The following is a 16,285-nucleotide window of genomic DNA, read 5'->3' as shown; positions in this document are numbered from 1 at the left end:
CTGTATTGGTGTAATTGCTTCAAGGACACTGCATGACCAGAGTTCAGCTGGCACAACAGCATCTGCAACAAGGCCGGGCCGATCTGGCGATACCGCTGCTGCGCCAACAGCTTGAACAGGTACCGCAGGATGCAATGGCCTGGAAGCTAGCAGGTTTTGCCTGGCATGAAGAACAATATGAAACAGAAGCTGTGCATGCCTTTAGCCAGGCCGCAGCTCTACAACCATCCGATGCCTCAACTCTGATGGCGTTGGCGCAAAGCCGCTTCTTTGCAGGTTACTCTGCTGTCGATCATTTTTATCAGCTCACCACTTTGACTCCGGGCGATTTAAATGCCTACCGTGGTTTAGCTTTGGCTTTAGCCGCTGATGGCGAATACAGTCTGGCAGAACAACTGTTAGTCCAAAATCTGGCGGCTCATCCGCTGTGGCTGGATGGTCACAAGTTATTAAGCAGCATGCGGTTTACATCAGGTGATGCCAGCCATTTTTCGGATAATTATCGACAAGCATGCACACAACAGCCTCAACAACTCGCACTTTGGCTTGACTGGTTTCGCAGTCATGCCCAGTTAAAACAATGGCCCCAATGTCAGCAGATTTTAGGCTTAGCCGAACAGCGTTGTGGTAAGCACTTGCAACTAACCTTAGCCCGGCTTTTTGTCGCAGCCGAATCAGGCGACACCGCAAAAGCGGCCTTGTTATTTGCAGAAACAAGTCAGGTACAAGATCCGGTGCGGGCTATGGCGTTAACCCGATTTCAGCTGCGCCATGGCGAATTGAAAGCTGCTGAACAAAGTGCCCTGCCCTGGCTTCAAACCGTATCAGCCACTGTATTCTGGCCTTACATCTCTTTGATTTGGCGTATGCTGGGAGCTCAATCAGGTGAGCAAAGAGCCTGGTGGCTGGACACTGAACCCATGCAGGTAAAAGCCTTTGATTTGCAGTTAAGCACTACTGAATTAAATGTGTTGTGCTCTGTTTTACGCTCCTTACACAAAGCCAAAGCACCTTTTGCCCAGCAGTCAGTTCGTGGTGGCACCCAAACTGATCAAAATATTCTGCTGCGCCATGAACAACCGCTGCATCTGTTAAAACATAAACTAAAAACTGCAGTGCAAAGCTATGTAGAGCAACTACCAACTGCGCTAGCTACGCATCCTTTGTTAGGACGAACACGCGACCGCTCTTTACAAGGCCGCTGTCGTTTTAGCGGCAGCTGGTCTACTTTACTAAAAACTCAGGGTTTTAATGTCAGCCACACTCATCCATCCGGTTGGCTCAGTGCAGCTTTGCATCTTGAGATCCCAACCGCAAAACAGTTGGGGCAAGCACCTGCTGGATGGCTGCAGTTTGGCGCACCACCTGCAGAGCTTCAACTGCCATTAGATCCTCAACTTCAGCATCAACCACAAGCTGGTACCCTGGTGTTATTTCCAGCCACCTTATGGCATAACACTGTGCCTTTTGAGTCGGGTGAACGTTTAACTCTGGCCTTTGATATTGAACCTCAGCCTTTTATTAGCGGAGAGCCCGGATGAGCTATTCTGGAAACAACAGCATAAAAAAGATAGTGATAGTTGGCGGAGGCACAGCAGGCTGGATGACAGCTGCAGCCTTAAGTAATGCATTACAACAAGGCTGCCAGATCACGCTGATTGAATCTGAGCAAATAGGCACAGTTGGCGTAGGCGAAGCCACTATACCGCCGATTCGGTTGTTTAACCAAAGCCTGGGAATTAACGAAAACGACTTTATCCGCGCCACTCAAGGCTCTTTTAAACTTGGTATTCAGTTCATCAACTGGGGGCGGCAAAACCACAGTTATTTCCACCCTTTTGGCAGCTATGGCCGCCAGTTTGATTTGGTCAGCCTGCATCATCATTGGTTACAAGCAAAGCTTGAGGGTAAAGCACAAGCTTTTGATCAGTATTCTATGGCATGGGTGGCAGCACAACAGGGCCGTTTTGCGCCCCCTGTCACAGATCCACGCCATGTACTATCGACTCACGATTATGCCTATCATTTTGATGCCGGCCTTTATGCCCGCTATCTACGCCAGTACTCCGAAGCCAAAGGCGTACTGCGTATCGAAGGTAAAATCAACGCGGTAAAACAAAACCCTGTCTCAGGTTTTATTGAAGCAGTGCAGCTGGACAACGGTCAATTGATTGAAGGTGAGCTTTTTATCGATTGCTCCGGCTTTCGCGGTTTATTGATTGAAGACACACTAAAAACCGGTTATCAGGATTGGTCACACTGGCTGCCGTGCAACAGAGCCTGGGCAGTACCGAGTGAACGCGGCGACTTCACCCCATACACAAAATCCACAGCTCATGCTGCTGGCTGGCAATGGCGCATACCGCTGCAACACCGCACTGGCAATGGCCATGTATTCAGTAACCACTTTATGAGCGAGCAGCAAGCTCAGGATGTTCTGCTGCAAAACCTTGAAGCCAAAGCTTTAGCTGAACCCCGAATGCTGCAGTTTGTTACAGGACGACGGAACTTGTTCTGGAATAAAAACGTGGTGGCCATAGGCCTTGCCAGTGGCTTTTTAGAACCCTTGGAATCCACCAGTATTCATTTAATTCAGGCGGGTATAGCCAAGCTGTTAGCGCTGTTTCCGGCTAGAGATTTTGACCCTTTGCTGACTGAGGAATACAACAGAGTAGCGATTCGCGAAATAGAAAATATACGCGATTTCATCATTCTGCATTACAAGCTGACAGAGCGGGATGACAGCGAATTATGGCGTTACTGCGCAGCCATGCCAGTGCCAGACTCACTCAATTACCGGATAGAGCAATTTAAACGTCAGGGCCGCTTAATACCGGGCGAAATGGATTTATTTGGCAACACCAGCTGGCTGGCCGTGCATATAGGTCAGTTTAATACACCGCAAAAAACCGATGCTATGCTAGCTTATCGCAGCATTGAAGGCGCAGAACGATTAGCTAAACTCAGTCAGGCGATGCAGGCGGCGGCTTTGTCGCTGCCCACGCATCAACAGTATATAGACCAGTACTGTAAAGCCGCCCCACTCTAAGTTAAAACAACAAAGGCAGCCCAGGCTGCCTTTGTTCTGAAAACTGGCTACAACTTAATCATGACCAAGCGCCAGTCGTCTGGCGGCAGGTTGCACAAAGTGATTCCACCATAACCCCAGCATTAACAGCAAAGCAAAACCTGTCGCCAGATAAAAACCATAACGCACATCCCCCATCGCATCGCCGACTAAGCCCATCAGCAAAGGCCCTAAAGCTGCTGCCAACGCGGTAAAAGCCAGAATTAAACCTGCAGCTGCGCCATGCTGCTGGCGTGGAAAACAGCTGATGCCTTTGGAGTTTAACGTAGGGTACATCATCGACATAAAAAGCCCTGATAGCGGCATCAACCATAAAGCAGCGGCGACGCCAAAATACATACTCAAGGCAAAACAAATAAAAATAGCGCTGCCAAACCAGGCCAATAACGCAGTCCAGCTAAAACGCAGCAATAACCACTCGGCAAGGAATCGTCCTGCGGTGCGCAGAATAAAAAACACTGTAATAGCGTGGGCGGCCAGTACAGTGAAGTTGCCATCGTAACTTTGTAATAACGTAGGCAACCAAACAAAAATGGCGACTTCAGTGGCAACATAACAAGCGATAGCCAGCGAAAACCCCAGAGCATGTTTATCTTTCACCAGCGCCAGACTTTGCCAGACAGACGTATGCTGCTGTGGCTGGTAGGCCGGATAATCCAGCCTTGAGGCCATAATCAGCAACACGGCACAAATCAGCCCTGCCAGCAGATAAAGCTGAGTCCAATCCAAAGAGGCCGCTATTAACAAACCTACCAAAGCAGGGCCAAAAATAGCACCCAGACCAAAAAAACCTTCCACTCTGTTCATTAATCGGGTGTGACTGTCGGCATCAGGGCTGACATCCCCCACTAACGCTAAAGCTCCGGTTTTAAATAAACCAATACTTAAACCACTGACACCTAACAGCAGCAGATAAAAGATAAAACTTTCACCAAAAATAAAAGCCACACAAGCTATAGCATAGAGCGCTAAACCGGCAAGAATCACCTTCTTCCGACCAAAGCGGTCTGCATAACGACCCAAAAACAAGCCAGATAAACCAATAAACAACATAGGCACATAATGAAAAGCGGCGGCTTCAGTGAGACTTAACTGAAACTGCGCCACCACTTGCGGAATAATGACGCCAACTGCGTCTGTGGTCATAGCAAAAACAAAAAACATCAGGCAAGTCATCCACTTCACCTGCGTAAAAGCACTGGGCGAAAGCTGTGCTGTGGATGAAGGTGGCGAACTCGCATTTAAAGAGTGAACTTGTTGCATGGGTCTACCCTGTCTTGGTGCGCTTTTAAGCAGCGCTGGTTTTTATCAGGATCTTCGGCTTTATTCACCTTAGGCTTTTAAAAGGCAAGATCCATAAAATCCGGCGCGCTTCACCCTCCCCAGGGCAATACAACAACGCATCCGGTTTGTCAGATTATTTGTATCTGATAATGCTTTAAAGCTACAACTTAATCGTTTAAGTGGCAATAAAAAAATGAAACTATCAGGTAAATTTATTTCATCAGTGAGAAGTGCAGCGAATTAAAGAAGTTTTTTGAAAAGGCCATGTTAAATGGCAAAAGAGCATTGTACCCAACAGGATTTGAGCTTTATCTAAAACAAAGATAATTGTGAAGTGGCGGAAACTTTAGTAAATAAGCTTGTCGTTAAATCATCGGGGCTCATCGGCTTAAAACCCAGCTCGGTAAAACAACGCTCAAAGCTGTGTTTTAACTCGAGTGCAGCAAGCCCCTGCCCTGTCATCCGGCTGGTGAATGCCTGAGCGTTTTTCAGATCCCCCCGGCTTTGCCGAATCATCGCCAGGATCCGGCCTTGTTCTGACGGATAATGCTGAGCCAGCCAGTCGGTAAAAATACCCTGCACTTCATAGGGCAGCCGCAGCAATATATAGCCCATACTCTGTGCACCAGCTTGTTTTGCTGCCGACATCAGATCTGCCATTTCGGCATCATTGAGCCAGGGGATCAGCGGAGCGAACATGGCTTTGACCGGAATTCCAGCCTGCGACAAAAGCCTGATCGCTTCAAGCCGGGCAGCAGGCAATGCCGCTCTGGGTTCAAGTTTTTTTGCCAGCGTACTGCGCAAGCTGGTAAGACTAAAATGTACTTCCACCAGTTGCAAAGCCGCCAGTTCCGACAGCAAATCAATATCTCTGGTGATCAGATTACTTTTGGTCAGCACAGACACCGGATGGCGAAATTGCAGCATCAACTGCAGCAGCTGCCGTGTAATGCCATAAGTGCGCTCAATCGGCTGATAAGCATCTGTATTGGTGCCTATGGCAATAGTCGTCGGCTTGTAACCCGCTTTCATAAACTCCTGTTGCAGCAAATCGGCTGCATTGCTCTTGGCAAACAGCTGAGTTTCAAAATCCAGGCCGGGCGATAAATTGTGGTAAGCATGGGAAGGTCTGGCATAACAATAGCTGCAGCCATGCTCGCAGCCCTGATAAGGATTGATGGTTTTTGACCAGGGAATATCGGGGGAGCTATTGCTATTCAGAATAGATTTAGCCTGCACCACCTGGGTTTGAGTTTGTAACACAGCTGTGCTTGCTTCAGCATTCAGAGCCTGTGGTTGCAGGGCTATAAGTTGGCCAAAACGGCCAACTCTTCTGTCCTGACTACCACGCTTTTTCAGCTGCAGTAAAGCAGATGATCTGGCCTGACAGGCTGCGCATTGACCACAACAACATTCCGTCACCTTTTGTTACCCAACTTTAACTCTTCCCTTAATACTGATGCCGCACAGAACACTAATACCACACAGGGCAGACGCATTTTTACTGCTATTGTAAAAATGCCTTCAGATCAGCAACAAATTTCACTGGATTTTTTGCCGCCAGAAAATGATCACCCTGCTCTGCCGCTGTATAAACATAAAGTTTTGCGCCAGGGATCACCGACTGAGCCCATTGCTGGCTCGGCAAATTGTGACTCAATTCACCGCTAAAAATAGCCACTGGCATATCCAGTTTATACTGCACCACATCACGCCAGTCATTGGTAATATGGTCAAATAACACCTGAGCCATATACTCTGGGTTAGTTTTAATCACAGCTTTGGCAAAGGCCTGAGAGTTCTGAAAATGCAACGAATCTTGCGCCATAAAACGCTCCATCACTTTCATATCCACCACCTGATTATTAGTCGGTGCTCCGGCAAAAGCGGCAATCATACGCTCGGCCGAGGTTGTCATGCCACCGGCATTACGTCTTTCCTGCTCAGACCAATCCTCGCGAGTGTAAATAGAAATAGGCTCATCAATCCAGACCAGTTTGTTGATGCTGTCTGTACCAAACAGGTCGATGTAACCCCACAGCACCGAAGCGCCCATAGACCAGCCGACAAAATCCGCTTTTTTTATCGCCAGATGCTCAGTCAACTGCTTTAAATCCATCGAATAACGCGAAATTCGTTGCCCTTGCCGCACCTGCTCTGATAAACCCTGATTACGCGGATCCAGCACTATCACCTTGTAGCCACTGCTCAGCAGATAGATCACATCAATAAAGTCAGCGCCATTGGCCGACCAGCCCGGCACAAAGATCACAGGCTTGCCTTTACCAGCTTGCCAGTACGCCAATTTCACCCCATCGTTAGTGGTGAAGTAATTGATTTCCAATCCTTTAATATCAGACAACCTGGCAGGAAAACCGGCTATTTTATTTGGAAAAACAAAATCTTGCTTCAGTACTTCGACAGCGGGCTCCGCATTTACTGTCGTTAGCACCGCTTGTGCTAATAGAAAAAAACCAAGCCAGATATTCAACTTTTTGTTCATATGTTTCCCGCCAATAAAAAGATAAAACAGGCAGTATTTTCACTGCCTGTTAAGATTTAAAGCCCAAGCCAAACTGGGGCAACCACAGGGCCTTTGCCTAAAAAGAAACCAAACTGAATATTCATAGCGCCAACAGGCTCCAGAAAACGGGCATTTTTTAATGGCCCGGCATCCACAGCTTGAAAGCTTATCGAGCTGGCCAGCGCCATAGCAGTTTGTTTTGCAGTTTCATCATCTGCCGCCACAAACACCTGTAGTGGCTGAGTTTTGCGGTTTTCTGCTGCTACTAACTGAGCAAAAATTGTATTAAAACCTTTTACTACTTTGGCCGTTGGCGCCCATGCCTGAATTTCTTCAGCCGCCGATGTCAGATGGCCTATGCTTAATCCCTGAAAATCAGCCGTAAGCGGATTAGAGATATCAATCAAGACCTTACCACTTAAATCTCCTGTCTGTTTCAGCGCGTCAGACACAGCAGCAAAAGGCAAAGCCAGAATGACAACATCCGACAATTTCACTGCTGCGGCAATACCGCCACCCACAGTACCAGCGCCAATAGTGTCAGCCAGGGCTGCCGCTTTGGCTGGATCTCTGCTGCCAATGCTCACTTCATGTGTGGCGGCAAGTTCTGCAGCAAAAGCTGCGCCCATATTTCCAGTGCCTAAAATTGCAATCTTCATAGTTCCACCTCTTGGTTATAGCTTGCATATAGGCTACTACTGGAAATATGCTGTAATAAATGCGCACATTCGCTCTTCACTTAAAACAAGGCGTTTCCAATGGACCGACTACTGAGTATGGAAGTTTTTGTCAAAACGGTGGAAATGGGCTCTCTGTCTGCCGCCGCAGATGCCATGCAAATGTCCTCTCAGTTGGTCGGAAAACATGTCCGGCTGTTAGAACAACAGCTTGGGGTGCAGTTACTCAACCGCACCACCAGGCGACAGCATTTAACTGAAATTGGCGGTGCTTATTATGAAAGAGCAAAAAATATTCTGGCAGAAGTAGAGGCTGCTCAGAGTCTGGCAGAAGAAGTCAGAGCTACTCCCGTAGGCAAACTCAGGATCAGTGCACCAGTGTCCTTTGGTATCCATGCACTGACAGCGAAACTAAGTACTTATATGGCGCAATACCCTGAAGTGGCTGTAGAGTTGTCGATCACCAACCGCAAAGTAGATTTAATAGACGAAGGGTTTGATGCGGTATTCAGAGTGGGTACTTTGTCCGACAGTGGCCTGATTGCCAGAAACCTTAAACCATACAAGCTGCTGCTCTGTGCCTCGCCTTTGTATTTGGCAAAACACCAGCCTCTGAGTCATCCGAGGGATTTGCAGCATCACCAATGTCTGGGATTTTTGCATACTGAATTACGCACACACTGGACTTTTCAAAGCCCGGAGGGTGAAATCACAGTGCCGGTAACAGGTCAGTTTATGTCAGATAGCGGCGAAGCCTTACTGGCTGCCGCATTGCAGCATCAGGGCATTATGTTGCAACCTGCAGAGCTGGTAAAAAAAGCCATAGCCCAGGGCCATTTAATCCAGCTACTGCCTGATTTCCCTGTGCCCAGCCGCCCCATGCATCTGCTGTATGCGCCAGACAGACGCATGACGCCCAAACTGCGCAGCTTTATCAGCTTTGTGCTGGCACACTTCGGCCCTGAAGCACCCTAGATAAAACAGCTTTTATATTGCTCACTCAGGCTTCAAGCCTGATCACTTACTTAGTTTCTCACAGCGGAATTCTGACGATGACCACACAGACAGTTTCAGATCCATTTCGGGGCATAGTGTATTTCACTACAGCCGCCAGGGCGCAAAGCTTTACAGCGGCTGCAGAACAGCTTGGGATCTCGAAGTCAGCTCTTGGTAAAAGTATTGCCAAGCTGGAAAGTCAGTTAAACACCAGCTTGTTCCACCGCACTACCAGAAAGCTCAGTCTGACCACAGCAGGCGAGGCTTATCTGGCTAGTTGCCAGCTGGCGATAGACACTTTGCAGGCGGCTGAACTACTGCTGCAATCTAAATTGAGTCAGCCCTCCGGCAGAGTGCGTATCGATATGCCTGCCGCTTTTGGCCGCTCAGTGATGATGCCGGTACTGCTCGGTATGACGCAGCGCTACCCCCAACTGCAGCTTACTTTGACCTTTAACGACAAAGTGATCGATCCAATGGATGCAGGCTTTGACTTAGCCATTCGCTTTGGTCCGCTGAAAGACAGTACAGATCTGGTTGCCAAAGCCCTGACACCACAACCTTTGCTACTGGCTGCATCACCGCTTTATTTAGACACTTTTGGCACGCCAAAAGCGCTTGAGGATTTATCCACACATCAATGTATTGTGGCCTGGCGCGGCGGCAGTTCATTGAGCTGGCGCTTGAAAAATGCCGCAGGTCAGGAACATCGCTTTCAGCCGAAAGCCTTTCACCAAATCAGTGATGGCGACGCTATGGTTGCAGCCTGTGTCGCCGGTGCCGGTATTATTCAGTTTCCGCAATCGCTGCTGCGGCCTTATCTCGCTAATGGAACACTGCTGCAAATACTGCCCGAACTGACACCATCACCTACTGAACTGAACATTATCTGGCCCCGCACTAAACAGCTGATGCCTGCGGTGCGTTTTATAGTGGATGAACTGGTGCAGTTATCTGATGCCGGAACTTTTGGCTGATTGTAGAATTTAAATCTACGGTAAGTGATATTTAACGGCGTTTATCCACTTTCACTCTGTTGTTATGATCCTTCCTGTCGCCAGTACCCTGGCTAAAGCTGAAGTTAATCAACCGCTAAAATCAACCACAGAGGTGCCTTATGCCAGTAGTAAATATTCAGATGTTTGACGGCCGTGATCATGCAAAACAAGCCATAGCCAAAGAAGTGACGGCCGCTATAGCTAAACACGCCAACGTCGATCCACAGTATGTCTATGTCATTTTTAACGATGTGCAAACCAAAGATTGGGCTATTTCTGGCGAAATTTTTGCAGAAACGCTAAAAGCCGCAGCAGGCAAAGCAGATGAGTGAAGCTGCCAGCAAAAACTCAGCGATCATTTGCGTATTTGAGCTGGCATTAAAACCAGCCATGCTGACCGCTTTTCAGGCTTTGGTGCAAAAAGTCGTTGCGGCCACAGCATTGGAACCCGGTACTTTGTTATACAGCTATAGCCTGAACGCAGATAACAGCAGTGCTCATATCATCGAAAGTTATCAGGATTCAACAGCGCTGGTCAGCCATGTCGACACCACCTTTGGCCCCTTCGCCGCTGAGTTTTTATCCTGCGTCGAGGTGACCGCCTTAACTGTGTATGGTGCCCCTGATCAGCATGCCCAAGGCAGACTAAACAGCTTTGGAGCTGTGTATATGCAACCTTTTGCAGGTTTTTTCCGCTGATTAAAAACCTGGATGACATAGATCCGGCAGGCTTAAACCGCCGGATTATTCCGCAGCCAGCTGCTCCTGTAAAAACGCCACCAGTGTTCTGACCTTGGCCGACACAAAACGCCTTGACGGATACACAGCACAAACAGGTAAAGTTAAACCCTGATAGTCAGGACAAAGCTGAATAAGTCGGCCTTGCTGCAGCGCCTGCGTCACTAAAAAATCAGGCTGATAGATCACGCCTCCACCATTTTCTGCTACAGCCACACAAGTTTCGCCGTTATTGCAATACATCCAGGCTTTGGTCCGAACCGTCAGCTCTCCCTCTGGCCCAATAAAACTCCAGTCATTGCCACTGCCCCAATAACTGTAAGCAATAATTTGATGATGGGACAACTGGGTAGGATCTGCTGGTAAACCCACCCTTTGAATATATTCAGGGGATGCACAAAGCTGCATCTTTAGCTGATGTAGAGGCCTGCTGATCAGGCTTGAACTGGCAGGCCGGCCAATACGTACTGCCAGATCAAAGCCCTCTTCCACCATATCGGTTAAGCGGTCGGTTAACACCAGGTCCAGTTCAATAGCCGGGTTTTGCTGCTTAAAACTGGCCCACAGCGGCGCTAAATACCGAATGCCATAACTGACAGGTACATTGACACGCAGTCGCCCGCTGATTTGACTGGCTTGCGCACTAAGCTCTGCTTCAGCTTCTGATAGTTGCTGCAAAATATCACTGCAACGTTCAGCGAAACGTTCCCCCTCGACTGTCAGGCTCAGCCTTCTGGTGGTTCTGTGCAGTAATCTGACGCCTAAACGCTGCTCCAGCTGCATCACCCATCTGGATAAGGCTGTAGTCGACACGCCGGATTTCTCCGCTGCAGCCACAAAGCTGCCGGTTTCAGTCACAGCCAAAAAGGCTTTCATTTCGTTAATCTGCGACATTATCCCACCTTTCGGGATAGTAAATGCTAGTGACGCCAATTTATCACCTGATAGTAGTTAATTATAGTGCTCCAATAAACTTTGTAGATAAAGGAGTGCAGTACATGCTGCCGGTTGTTTTTATTTCTCACGGAGCTCCAAGCTTCGCATTGGACCCAGGTAGTGCAGGTCCGGCTTTGACCCGCTTTGGCAGCACCTTGCCCAAACCTGCTGCTGTTGTGGTGTTATCTCCACATTGGCAAAGTCAGGGCTTGTATTTAAGCAGTAGCAGCGCGCCTGAAACCATCCACGATTTCTCTGGTTTCCCCTCAGCGCTTTACCAGTTGCAGTACCCTGTTGCCGGAGCTCCGGACATTGCAGCTCAGTTGCAACAGCATTTGCAGCAACAAGGCTTCAGTGCTGGCCTCAACCCGAATCGGGGTTTGGATCATGGAGCCTGGGTACCACTGCGTTATCTGTTTCCACAGGCTGATGTGCCAGTGATCCAGCTATCGCTACCAGTGCGCTGGTCCAGCCGTCAGCTGTACCAGTTAGGTCAGGCTTTAGCAGATTTTGCGCCAGATCAGATCCTGTTCGTCGGCTCAGGCAGCCTGACACACAATCTGTACGAATTCCGCGCTTATGCCGACGAACCTGCTGCGGCTTATGCTGCAGAGTTTAGTGACTGGATAGCCAACCGCCTGAGTCAAAACCAGGCTTTGCAGGTAGTAGATGCGCTGGAACTGGCCCCTCATGCCAAAAGAGCTCACCCAACAGACGAGCATTTTTTGCCTTTGAGTTTTGTTTTGGGCATAGCTGGACAGTACAGCATAGTGCAGCCACTGGTCAGAGAAATCCGTCACAGTATGTTGAGTATGGATGCCTACGCCTTTGAGCGTGCGGGTCAAGAGGGATAAGGCATGGCAAAACAAGCTCCAACCTGGAAACTCTGGTTGTTACGCTGGATAGCGCTTTATCCAACCTTATTGCTGGTGTATGCACTGCTTCAGCAGCAGCTGGAAATATTACCTTTACCACTGCGGGTGCTGATCACCTCGGGCATTGGCACTCTGGCATTAAGCTTTGTCTGGATGCCGCTATTAACGCGAATTTTTACTAAATGGCTGCATAACACCACAGCACAACCAACACAGGACAAGCTATGACAGACTTAATTATTCAGCCACCGAAAGACTTTAAGCAGTTAGTGCTGTTACTGCATGGCGTGGGTTCGTCACCCGCTCATTTAAAGCCGCTGGGACAAGCTATTGCTGCAGCCAATCCACAGGCCTTGATTGTTGCTTTAGCTGCGCCTTTTGTCGATGAACGCGGTTTGTCGCAATGGTTTTCTGTCGCAGGAGTAACAGAACAAAATAGGCCTGAGCGGGTAACTCAAGCCTTACCGGCCTTTTTTCAGTGCCTGGCCCCCTGGCTGCAACAAGCAAGGGCGGCTGCTATTGAGCCAGTGTTATTTGGTTTTTCTCAGGGCGGTATTATGCTGCTTGAAGCCGCCAAAACGACAGAACTCAGCGATTGTCATCTGCTGGTTTGTGCCAGCCGTTTTGCCAGCTTACCGGATCAGGCTTTGTCGGTAAAAAGTCTTGGCTGGTTGCATGGTCAGCGTGATCCGCTATTTCCAGCAGAACTGGTGCTACAAGCGAAACAACGTTTAGCCCAGTTTGGTCAGGACATAGAGTCGCAAATTTTTGCCGGCATGCAGCATGAATTACCCACTCAGGCGGCGGTGGATTGGATAAGCGCCTTAGCGTAAAACACAGCACAGTGACAAACCGGGTTGCACTGCAACCCGGCTTTATTGCTTAGTCAAAACCTGTAGCTAGTGGTCAAAAATACAGCTGGAAGCAGATCTTCTTTCACCAGCGGGCTATCCATAAGTTCACCATTTAATTTATCGGCTTTAGCCATCAAGGTCAGGTTCCACTGCTTTGACAGCAGATAAGTAAAGCCTAAAGACAAGCCCACAGAGCTAACACCAGCTTCAGCTTGAAAAGGGCTGTAGCCAGACAAAACAGCCTGTTCTGCGGAGATGCCAAAACGACTATTCATATAGTCTTCATCACCCCAATTAGCTGCAACCGCCGCCATCAGTATTATTGAAGACGACAGTGGATAACGGGCTTCGGTTTTTAATTCTGCCGTCGTGCCGTAGCCTTCAGATAATCCGGCCGACAGCTTGGCTGAAAATTTAAACATGGCCCAATCGTATTCTGCTAACAGGTTAGCCGTGGCTGAAGGATCAATATCCCCCATCCCCTGTAAGTTTGTACGATCATCCTTTTCGTCCCGGCCCGAGCCATAACCTATCGACAGCCCCAACTTGTAATTTTCGCCCCTGAGTGGGTAACTGCCGATACCGTGACGGACATTGGCAAAAAACAAACCGTTTTTATATTCAGCGCTTAATACAGGCACGGGGATCACTTCAAACTCATCAGATCCTTCATATACCGGCATGTAGCCAGCGCCTGCACCCACCAAATAGTGCCAGGAACTGGCCTGTTCAGTGCTGGGGGTTGAGGAACTTTCAGGTAAAGGCTGGCTCCACTGCTGGGCACCAGCTTGGCTAAGAGGAAGCAGACAACATACCCCGAATAGAGCTGGGCTAAATAAATTTATCTTAATTTTCATGATTTTTCCTTGTGAGCTGCGATAGAGAATGGTATACAGATAAATATCATTTAAAGCATAGATTATTTAATGTTTATCATGATGTAAAGCACGATAAACATTTATTTTATCCAATGACAGGCAAAGGCGGGTGAGATGAAATCAGAGACAGGTATTTTAAACTTTCTTGATAAAGCGTTTTGGGCAGTCTGGATAGCATTGCCATTTCTGATAGGGGCAAGGGTGTATTTTGGCGTCACTTCAACCCATTTTAATGCGGGTGCCGGAGCCTGTGCAGGACTACCTATTATTGATTTTTCATTGCAGGGGAAAATTCTTGCTGGTGTTTTTATTGGGATAAATGTACTGCTTTATCTGATACTGCTGGGCTGCATGCATAGCCTGATCAGACAATTTCGCCGCGGTAGCCTCTTTGTTGAAGCCACATTAAATTCAATGGTGCGCATTGCGTTGTTACTGTTGATCTGGCCATTTTTCCAGCTGATTTTTCTGAATCTGACGTCCTATGTTTTATTCGTCCTTGGTGACGTTAATGATTGGAAGTTACAATATGGCCTTGATTTATCTCTTATTACTTCAGGAATGGTTATTTTGGCACTGCGTTTAGTGATGTCACAGGCTATTAAATTGCATCAAGATGCACAATTTACGATTTGATGGAGCCTGAGCTATGGCAATTGTTGTGAATCTTGATGTGATGCTGGCTAAACGAAAAATGCGTCTGAACGAGTTAGGCGACGCTATTGGTATTAGCGTGCAGAATCTTTCTGTACTGAAAACAGGCAAAGCAAGGGCGATCCGTTTTTCCACGTTAAGTGCTATATGCCGGGTTCTTGAATGCCAGCCTGCCGATATTCTCGAATATACGCTGGGTGAAGACGAGCCCTTAGAAGACTAAAAGCTGAACGGGCAGAGCCGCAGAAATTTTAGCTCTGCCCGTTCAGCTGTTTTCAGCTTAAACGCCCGTTTTTAGCTTTGGATGGATAGAAGAAATAATTTTAAAATCCTTAAAGTAACCTTCAGTGCCAATATCCACATAAAGACCAATGCCGCCTGAAGCCGAAGTTCCTTTCATTTTATTGACGATAAAGGACGGGTATTTGGCGTCATTCAGATAAAGTTCGGCTCTCTCTCCTGCCACATGAATACGCATGGTGATCCATTCATCCAGGCCAATATCGGCATAGGTTTCATACAAACCTGGCGCATCTTTACGCAGTTGATCAAATTTATAACCTGGGTAAGCAAAATACTGCACCGCCTTGTTTCTGTAGGCCTGCACATCAGCTCTGCCGACATTAGGCCGCAAATAAATAGATTCAAAAGCGGAATGGTCTGCGCTGGTTCTGAAGTGAACCCCAATAAAACCTTGTGAAGCGGCAAAAGGAGTGGGCCGCTGCACCCGTGCCAATACCTTTACTTCAAAAATAGCATCGGCAAATTCAAAGTCTTTCAGCTTAACGTAAGTGGCTTCATCCACTGTATCGCCAAGGCGCTTCACGTCAAAAGGCAAAGCCTTCAGATCCCTCTCCACCTTTAACACTTCTTCTCCACCAAGTTGTACAACAGCAGCAGTGACTTTATTTAATTCAAACTCCCGCCCTTCCCACTGAATAGTTTGGGCAAAAGCAGGTGTGGCCAGAGTGAAAGCCAGTATCAGTGGTGTCAGTAGTTTTTTCATATCGCTGTCCAGTGTGGTAAAAAAACAGCCATAGGCTAAGCGTTGAGATGAAGAAGAAAAAGCCAGAGATTATTGCTGAACTACAAACGTAGTGTTTCTAATGCGCAAATTGGAGCTTTGTAGCGACATTCACCATTTATTGAATTTTCCATTATTTCTCTCTGGAAGCCTAACGCCCGCATTTATCGCAGAAAGCCGCGCGGCGGGTTGACGTCGCAACCAGCGCTTTTTGCTGGCGATAAAATTTGTTTGTTAGGTAACTTTAGCGTACCGAAGTTAGAGCAAACAATACTATGCACGCACTGTATACGCCAATTAAAAGCCAGTTTATGACTAACACTGACAACCAGCCTTTTGAGGTAAAAGAAAAGTATGTTCTATTTACTTTTGTCAGAAGCATAAATGAGCCAGGCATTACAAATACGAAGACAAAACCGATAGCAAAAAGCGCGGCCCCCATCCACCCCATAGCCAAAGCAGTGCCAGCATATGCAGGTGTATTCGGTTTAGTGTCACCAAATAGATAATAAGCAAGGAGCGCTAATAAGATAGGAATTAAGTTACCAAGTATTTGTAGTGTCTTCATGATGAAACCATTCACCTAACAATCCATGTTCAAAAGCAGCCAGCCCGCAAGTTGAGCAATTTTCTGCCTGCTGTTATGATTTTTACTCCTACTAAACTAACGCTGATGTACCTCTATTTCAACAGGTTTTTCTGAAATCACTAAATTTATGACCGACAAAATTTATGCCGAAAATACGCACCTTGTCCTTA

The 16,285-nt window shown here is 47.7% G+C and carries 19 protein-coding genes; 11 read left to right on the top strand and 8 right to left on the bottom strand.

Annotated elements, in window-relative coordinates; genetic code table 11:
• Positions 1 to 32: 32 nt before the first annotated feature.
• The gene (locus tag OM978_RS05430; RefSeq protein WP_264345877.1) at positions 33 to 1,541 is read left to right on the top strand and encodes a 2OG-Fe(II) oxygenase family protein; all 1,509 of its coding nucleotides are present in this window, start codon (positions 33 to 35) and stop codon (positions 1,539 to 1,541) included.
• On the top strand, positions 1,538 to 3,049 hold the full coding sequence (locus OM978_RS05425) for a tryptophan halogenase family protein (protein WP_264345876.1): 1,512 nt from the start codon (positions 1,538 to 1,540) through the stop codon (positions 3,047 to 3,049). The genes OM978_RS05430 and OM978_RS05425 overlap by 4 nt, the downstream gene beginning before the upstream one ends.
• Positions 3,050 to 3,103: 54 nt before the next feature.
• Here the strand turns inward: OM978_RS05425 and OM978_RS05420 are convergent, their stop codons facing one another.
• The 4 genes from OM978_RS05420 to OM978_RS05405 form a co-directional block, all read right to left on the bottom strand.
• Positions 3,104 to 4,351, bottom strand: coding sequence for an MFS transporter (locus OM978_RS05420; protein WP_264345875.1), 1,248 nt, complete (start codon positions 4,349 to 4,351; stop codon positions 3,104 to 3,106).
• 333 nt (positions 4,352 to 4,684) lie between these two features.
• Positions 4,685 to 5,794 carry a PA0069 family radical SAM protein gene (locus OM978_RS05415; protein WP_264345874.1) on the bottom strand — a complete coding sequence of 370 codons (1,110 nt, stop codon included), beginning with the start codon at positions 5,792 to 5,794 and terminating at the stop codon, positions 4,685 to 4,687.
• Positions 5,795 to 5,879: 85 nt separating this feature from the next.
• Complete coding sequence (locus tag OM978_RS05410) at positions 5,880 to 6,875, bottom strand: alpha/beta fold hydrolase (protein ID WP_264345873.1); 996 nt, start codon at positions 6,873 to 6,875, stop codon at positions 5,880 to 5,882.
• A 56-nt stretch (positions 6,876 to 6,931) separates the two neighbouring features.
• The gene (locus OM978_RS05405; RefSeq protein ID WP_264345872.1) at positions 6,932 to 7,555 is read right to left on the bottom strand and encodes an NADPH-dependent F420 reductase; all 624 of its coding nucleotides are present in this window, start codon (positions 7,553 to 7,555) and stop codon (positions 6,932 to 6,934) included.
• Positions 7,556 to 7,654: 99 nt separating this feature from the next.
• On the opposite strand from OM978_RS05405, the gene OM978_RS05400 reads away from it, so the two are divergent.
• From OM978_RS05400 to OM978_RS05385, 4 genes are all read left to right on the top strand, one after another.
• Positions 7,655 to 8,548 (top strand): LysR family transcriptional regulator, encoded by an 894-nt coding sequence (locus tag OM978_RS05400; RefSeq protein WP_264345871.1) that lies wholly within the window; start codon positions 7,655 to 7,657, stop codon positions 8,546 to 8,548.
• A gap of 77 nt (positions 8,549 to 8,625) precedes the next feature.
• Positions 8,626 to 9,546 carry a LysR family transcriptional regulator gene (locus tag OM978_RS05395; protein WP_264345870.1) on the top strand — a complete coding sequence of 307 codons (921 nt, stop codon included), beginning with the start codon at positions 8,626 to 8,628 and terminating at the stop codon, positions 9,544 to 9,546.
• A gap of 140 nt (positions 9,547 to 9,686) precedes the next feature.
• Positions 9,687 to 9,899: a tautomerase family protein gene (locus OM978_RS05390; protein ID WP_053425407.1), complete on the top strand. Its 213-nt coding sequence runs from the start codon at positions 9,687 to 9,689 to the stop codon at positions 9,897 to 9,899.
• Positions 9,892 to 10,266 (top strand): putative quinol monooxygenase, encoded by a 375-nt coding sequence (locus tag OM978_RS05385; protein ID WP_264345869.1) that lies wholly within the window; start codon positions 9,892 to 9,894, stop codon positions 10,264 to 10,266. The genes OM978_RS05390 and OM978_RS05385 overlap by 8 nt, the downstream gene beginning before the upstream one ends.
• Positions 10,267 to 10,311: 45 nt before the next feature.
• Here the strand turns inward: OM978_RS05385 and OM978_RS05380 are convergent, their stop codons facing one another.
• Positions 10,312 to 11,199: a LysR family transcriptional regulator gene (locus OM978_RS05380; protein WP_264345868.1), complete on the bottom strand. Its 888-nt coding sequence runs from the start codon at positions 11,197 to 11,199 to the stop codon at positions 10,312 to 10,314.
• 104 nt (positions 11,200 to 11,303) lie between these two features.
• On the opposite strand from OM978_RS05380, the gene OM978_RS05375 reads away from it, so the two are divergent.
• From OM978_RS05375 to OM978_RS05365, 3 genes are read left to right on the top strand one after another with little or no spacing between them, the layout of a single operon-like run.
• The gene (locus OM978_RS05375; RefSeq protein ID WP_264345867.1) at positions 11,304 to 12,095 is read left to right on the top strand and encodes a DODA-type extradiol aromatic ring-opening family dioxygenase; all 792 of its coding nucleotides are present in this window, start codon (positions 11,304 to 11,306) and stop codon (positions 12,093 to 12,095) included.
• A gap of 3 nt (positions 12,096 to 12,098) precedes the next feature.
• Positions 12,099 to 12,344, top strand: a complete 246-nt coding sequence (locus OM978_RS05370; RefSeq protein WP_264345866.1) for a hypothetical protein — start codon at positions 12,099 to 12,101, stop codon at positions 12,342 to 12,344.
• Positions 12,341 to 12,949 (top strand): hypothetical protein, encoded by a 609-nt coding sequence (locus OM978_RS05365; protein WP_264345865.1) that lies wholly within the window; start codon positions 12,341 to 12,343, stop codon positions 12,947 to 12,949. Before OM978_RS05370 ends, OM978_RS05365 begins: the two co-directional genes overlap by 4 nt.
• Positions 12,950 to 13,002: 53 nt before the next feature.
• Here OM978_RS05365 and OM978_RS05360 read toward each other — a convergent pair whose 3' ends face one another.
• A complete protein-coding gene (locus OM978_RS05360) occupies positions 13,003 to 13,827 on the bottom strand; it encodes a MipA/OmpV family protein (protein WP_264345864.1) in 825 nt (274 codons plus the stop codon).
• A 135-nt stretch (positions 13,828 to 13,962) separates the two neighbouring features.
• Between OM978_RS05360 and OM978_RS05355 the strand changes: the two genes are divergently transcribed.
• Together OM978_RS05355 and OM978_RS05350 are read left to right on the top strand one after the other, a co-directional pair.
• Entirely contained in the window at positions 13,963 to 14,484 is a 522-nt protein-coding gene (locus OM978_RS05355) for a DUF2975 domain-containing protein (RefSeq protein WP_264345863.1), read from the top strand.
• Positions 14,485 to 14,497: 13 nt separating this feature from the next.
• Entirely contained in the window at positions 14,498 to 14,725 is a 228-nt protein-coding gene (locus OM978_RS05350) for a helix-turn-helix domain-containing protein (RefSeq protein ID WP_264345862.1), read from the top strand.
• A gap of 57 nt (positions 14,726 to 14,782) precedes the next feature.
• On the opposite strand, the gene OM978_RS05345 is transcribed toward OM978_RS05350, so the two are convergent.
• A complete protein-coding gene (locus tag OM978_RS05345; protein ID WP_264345861.1) occupies positions 14,783 to 15,508 on the bottom strand; it encodes a DUF1080 domain-containing protein in 726 nt (241 codons plus the stop codon).
• 262 nt (positions 15,509 to 15,770) lie between these two features.
• Positions 15,771 to 16,094 carry a hypothetical protein gene (locus OM978_RS05340; protein WP_264345860.1) on the bottom strand — a complete coding sequence of 108 codons (324 nt, stop codon included), beginning with the start codon at positions 16,092 to 16,094 and terminating at the stop codon, positions 15,771 to 15,773.
• Positions 16,095 to 16,285: the final 191 nt, after the last annotated feature.

Origin of the sequence: Rheinheimera sp. MM224 (assembly GCF_947090785.1) — a bacterium.
Taxonomy (GTDB): Bacteria; Pseudomonadota; Gammaproteobacteria; order Enterobacterales; family Alteromonadaceae; genus Pararheinheimera.
This window is presented reverse-complemented; position numbering and strand designations above follow the sequence as displayed.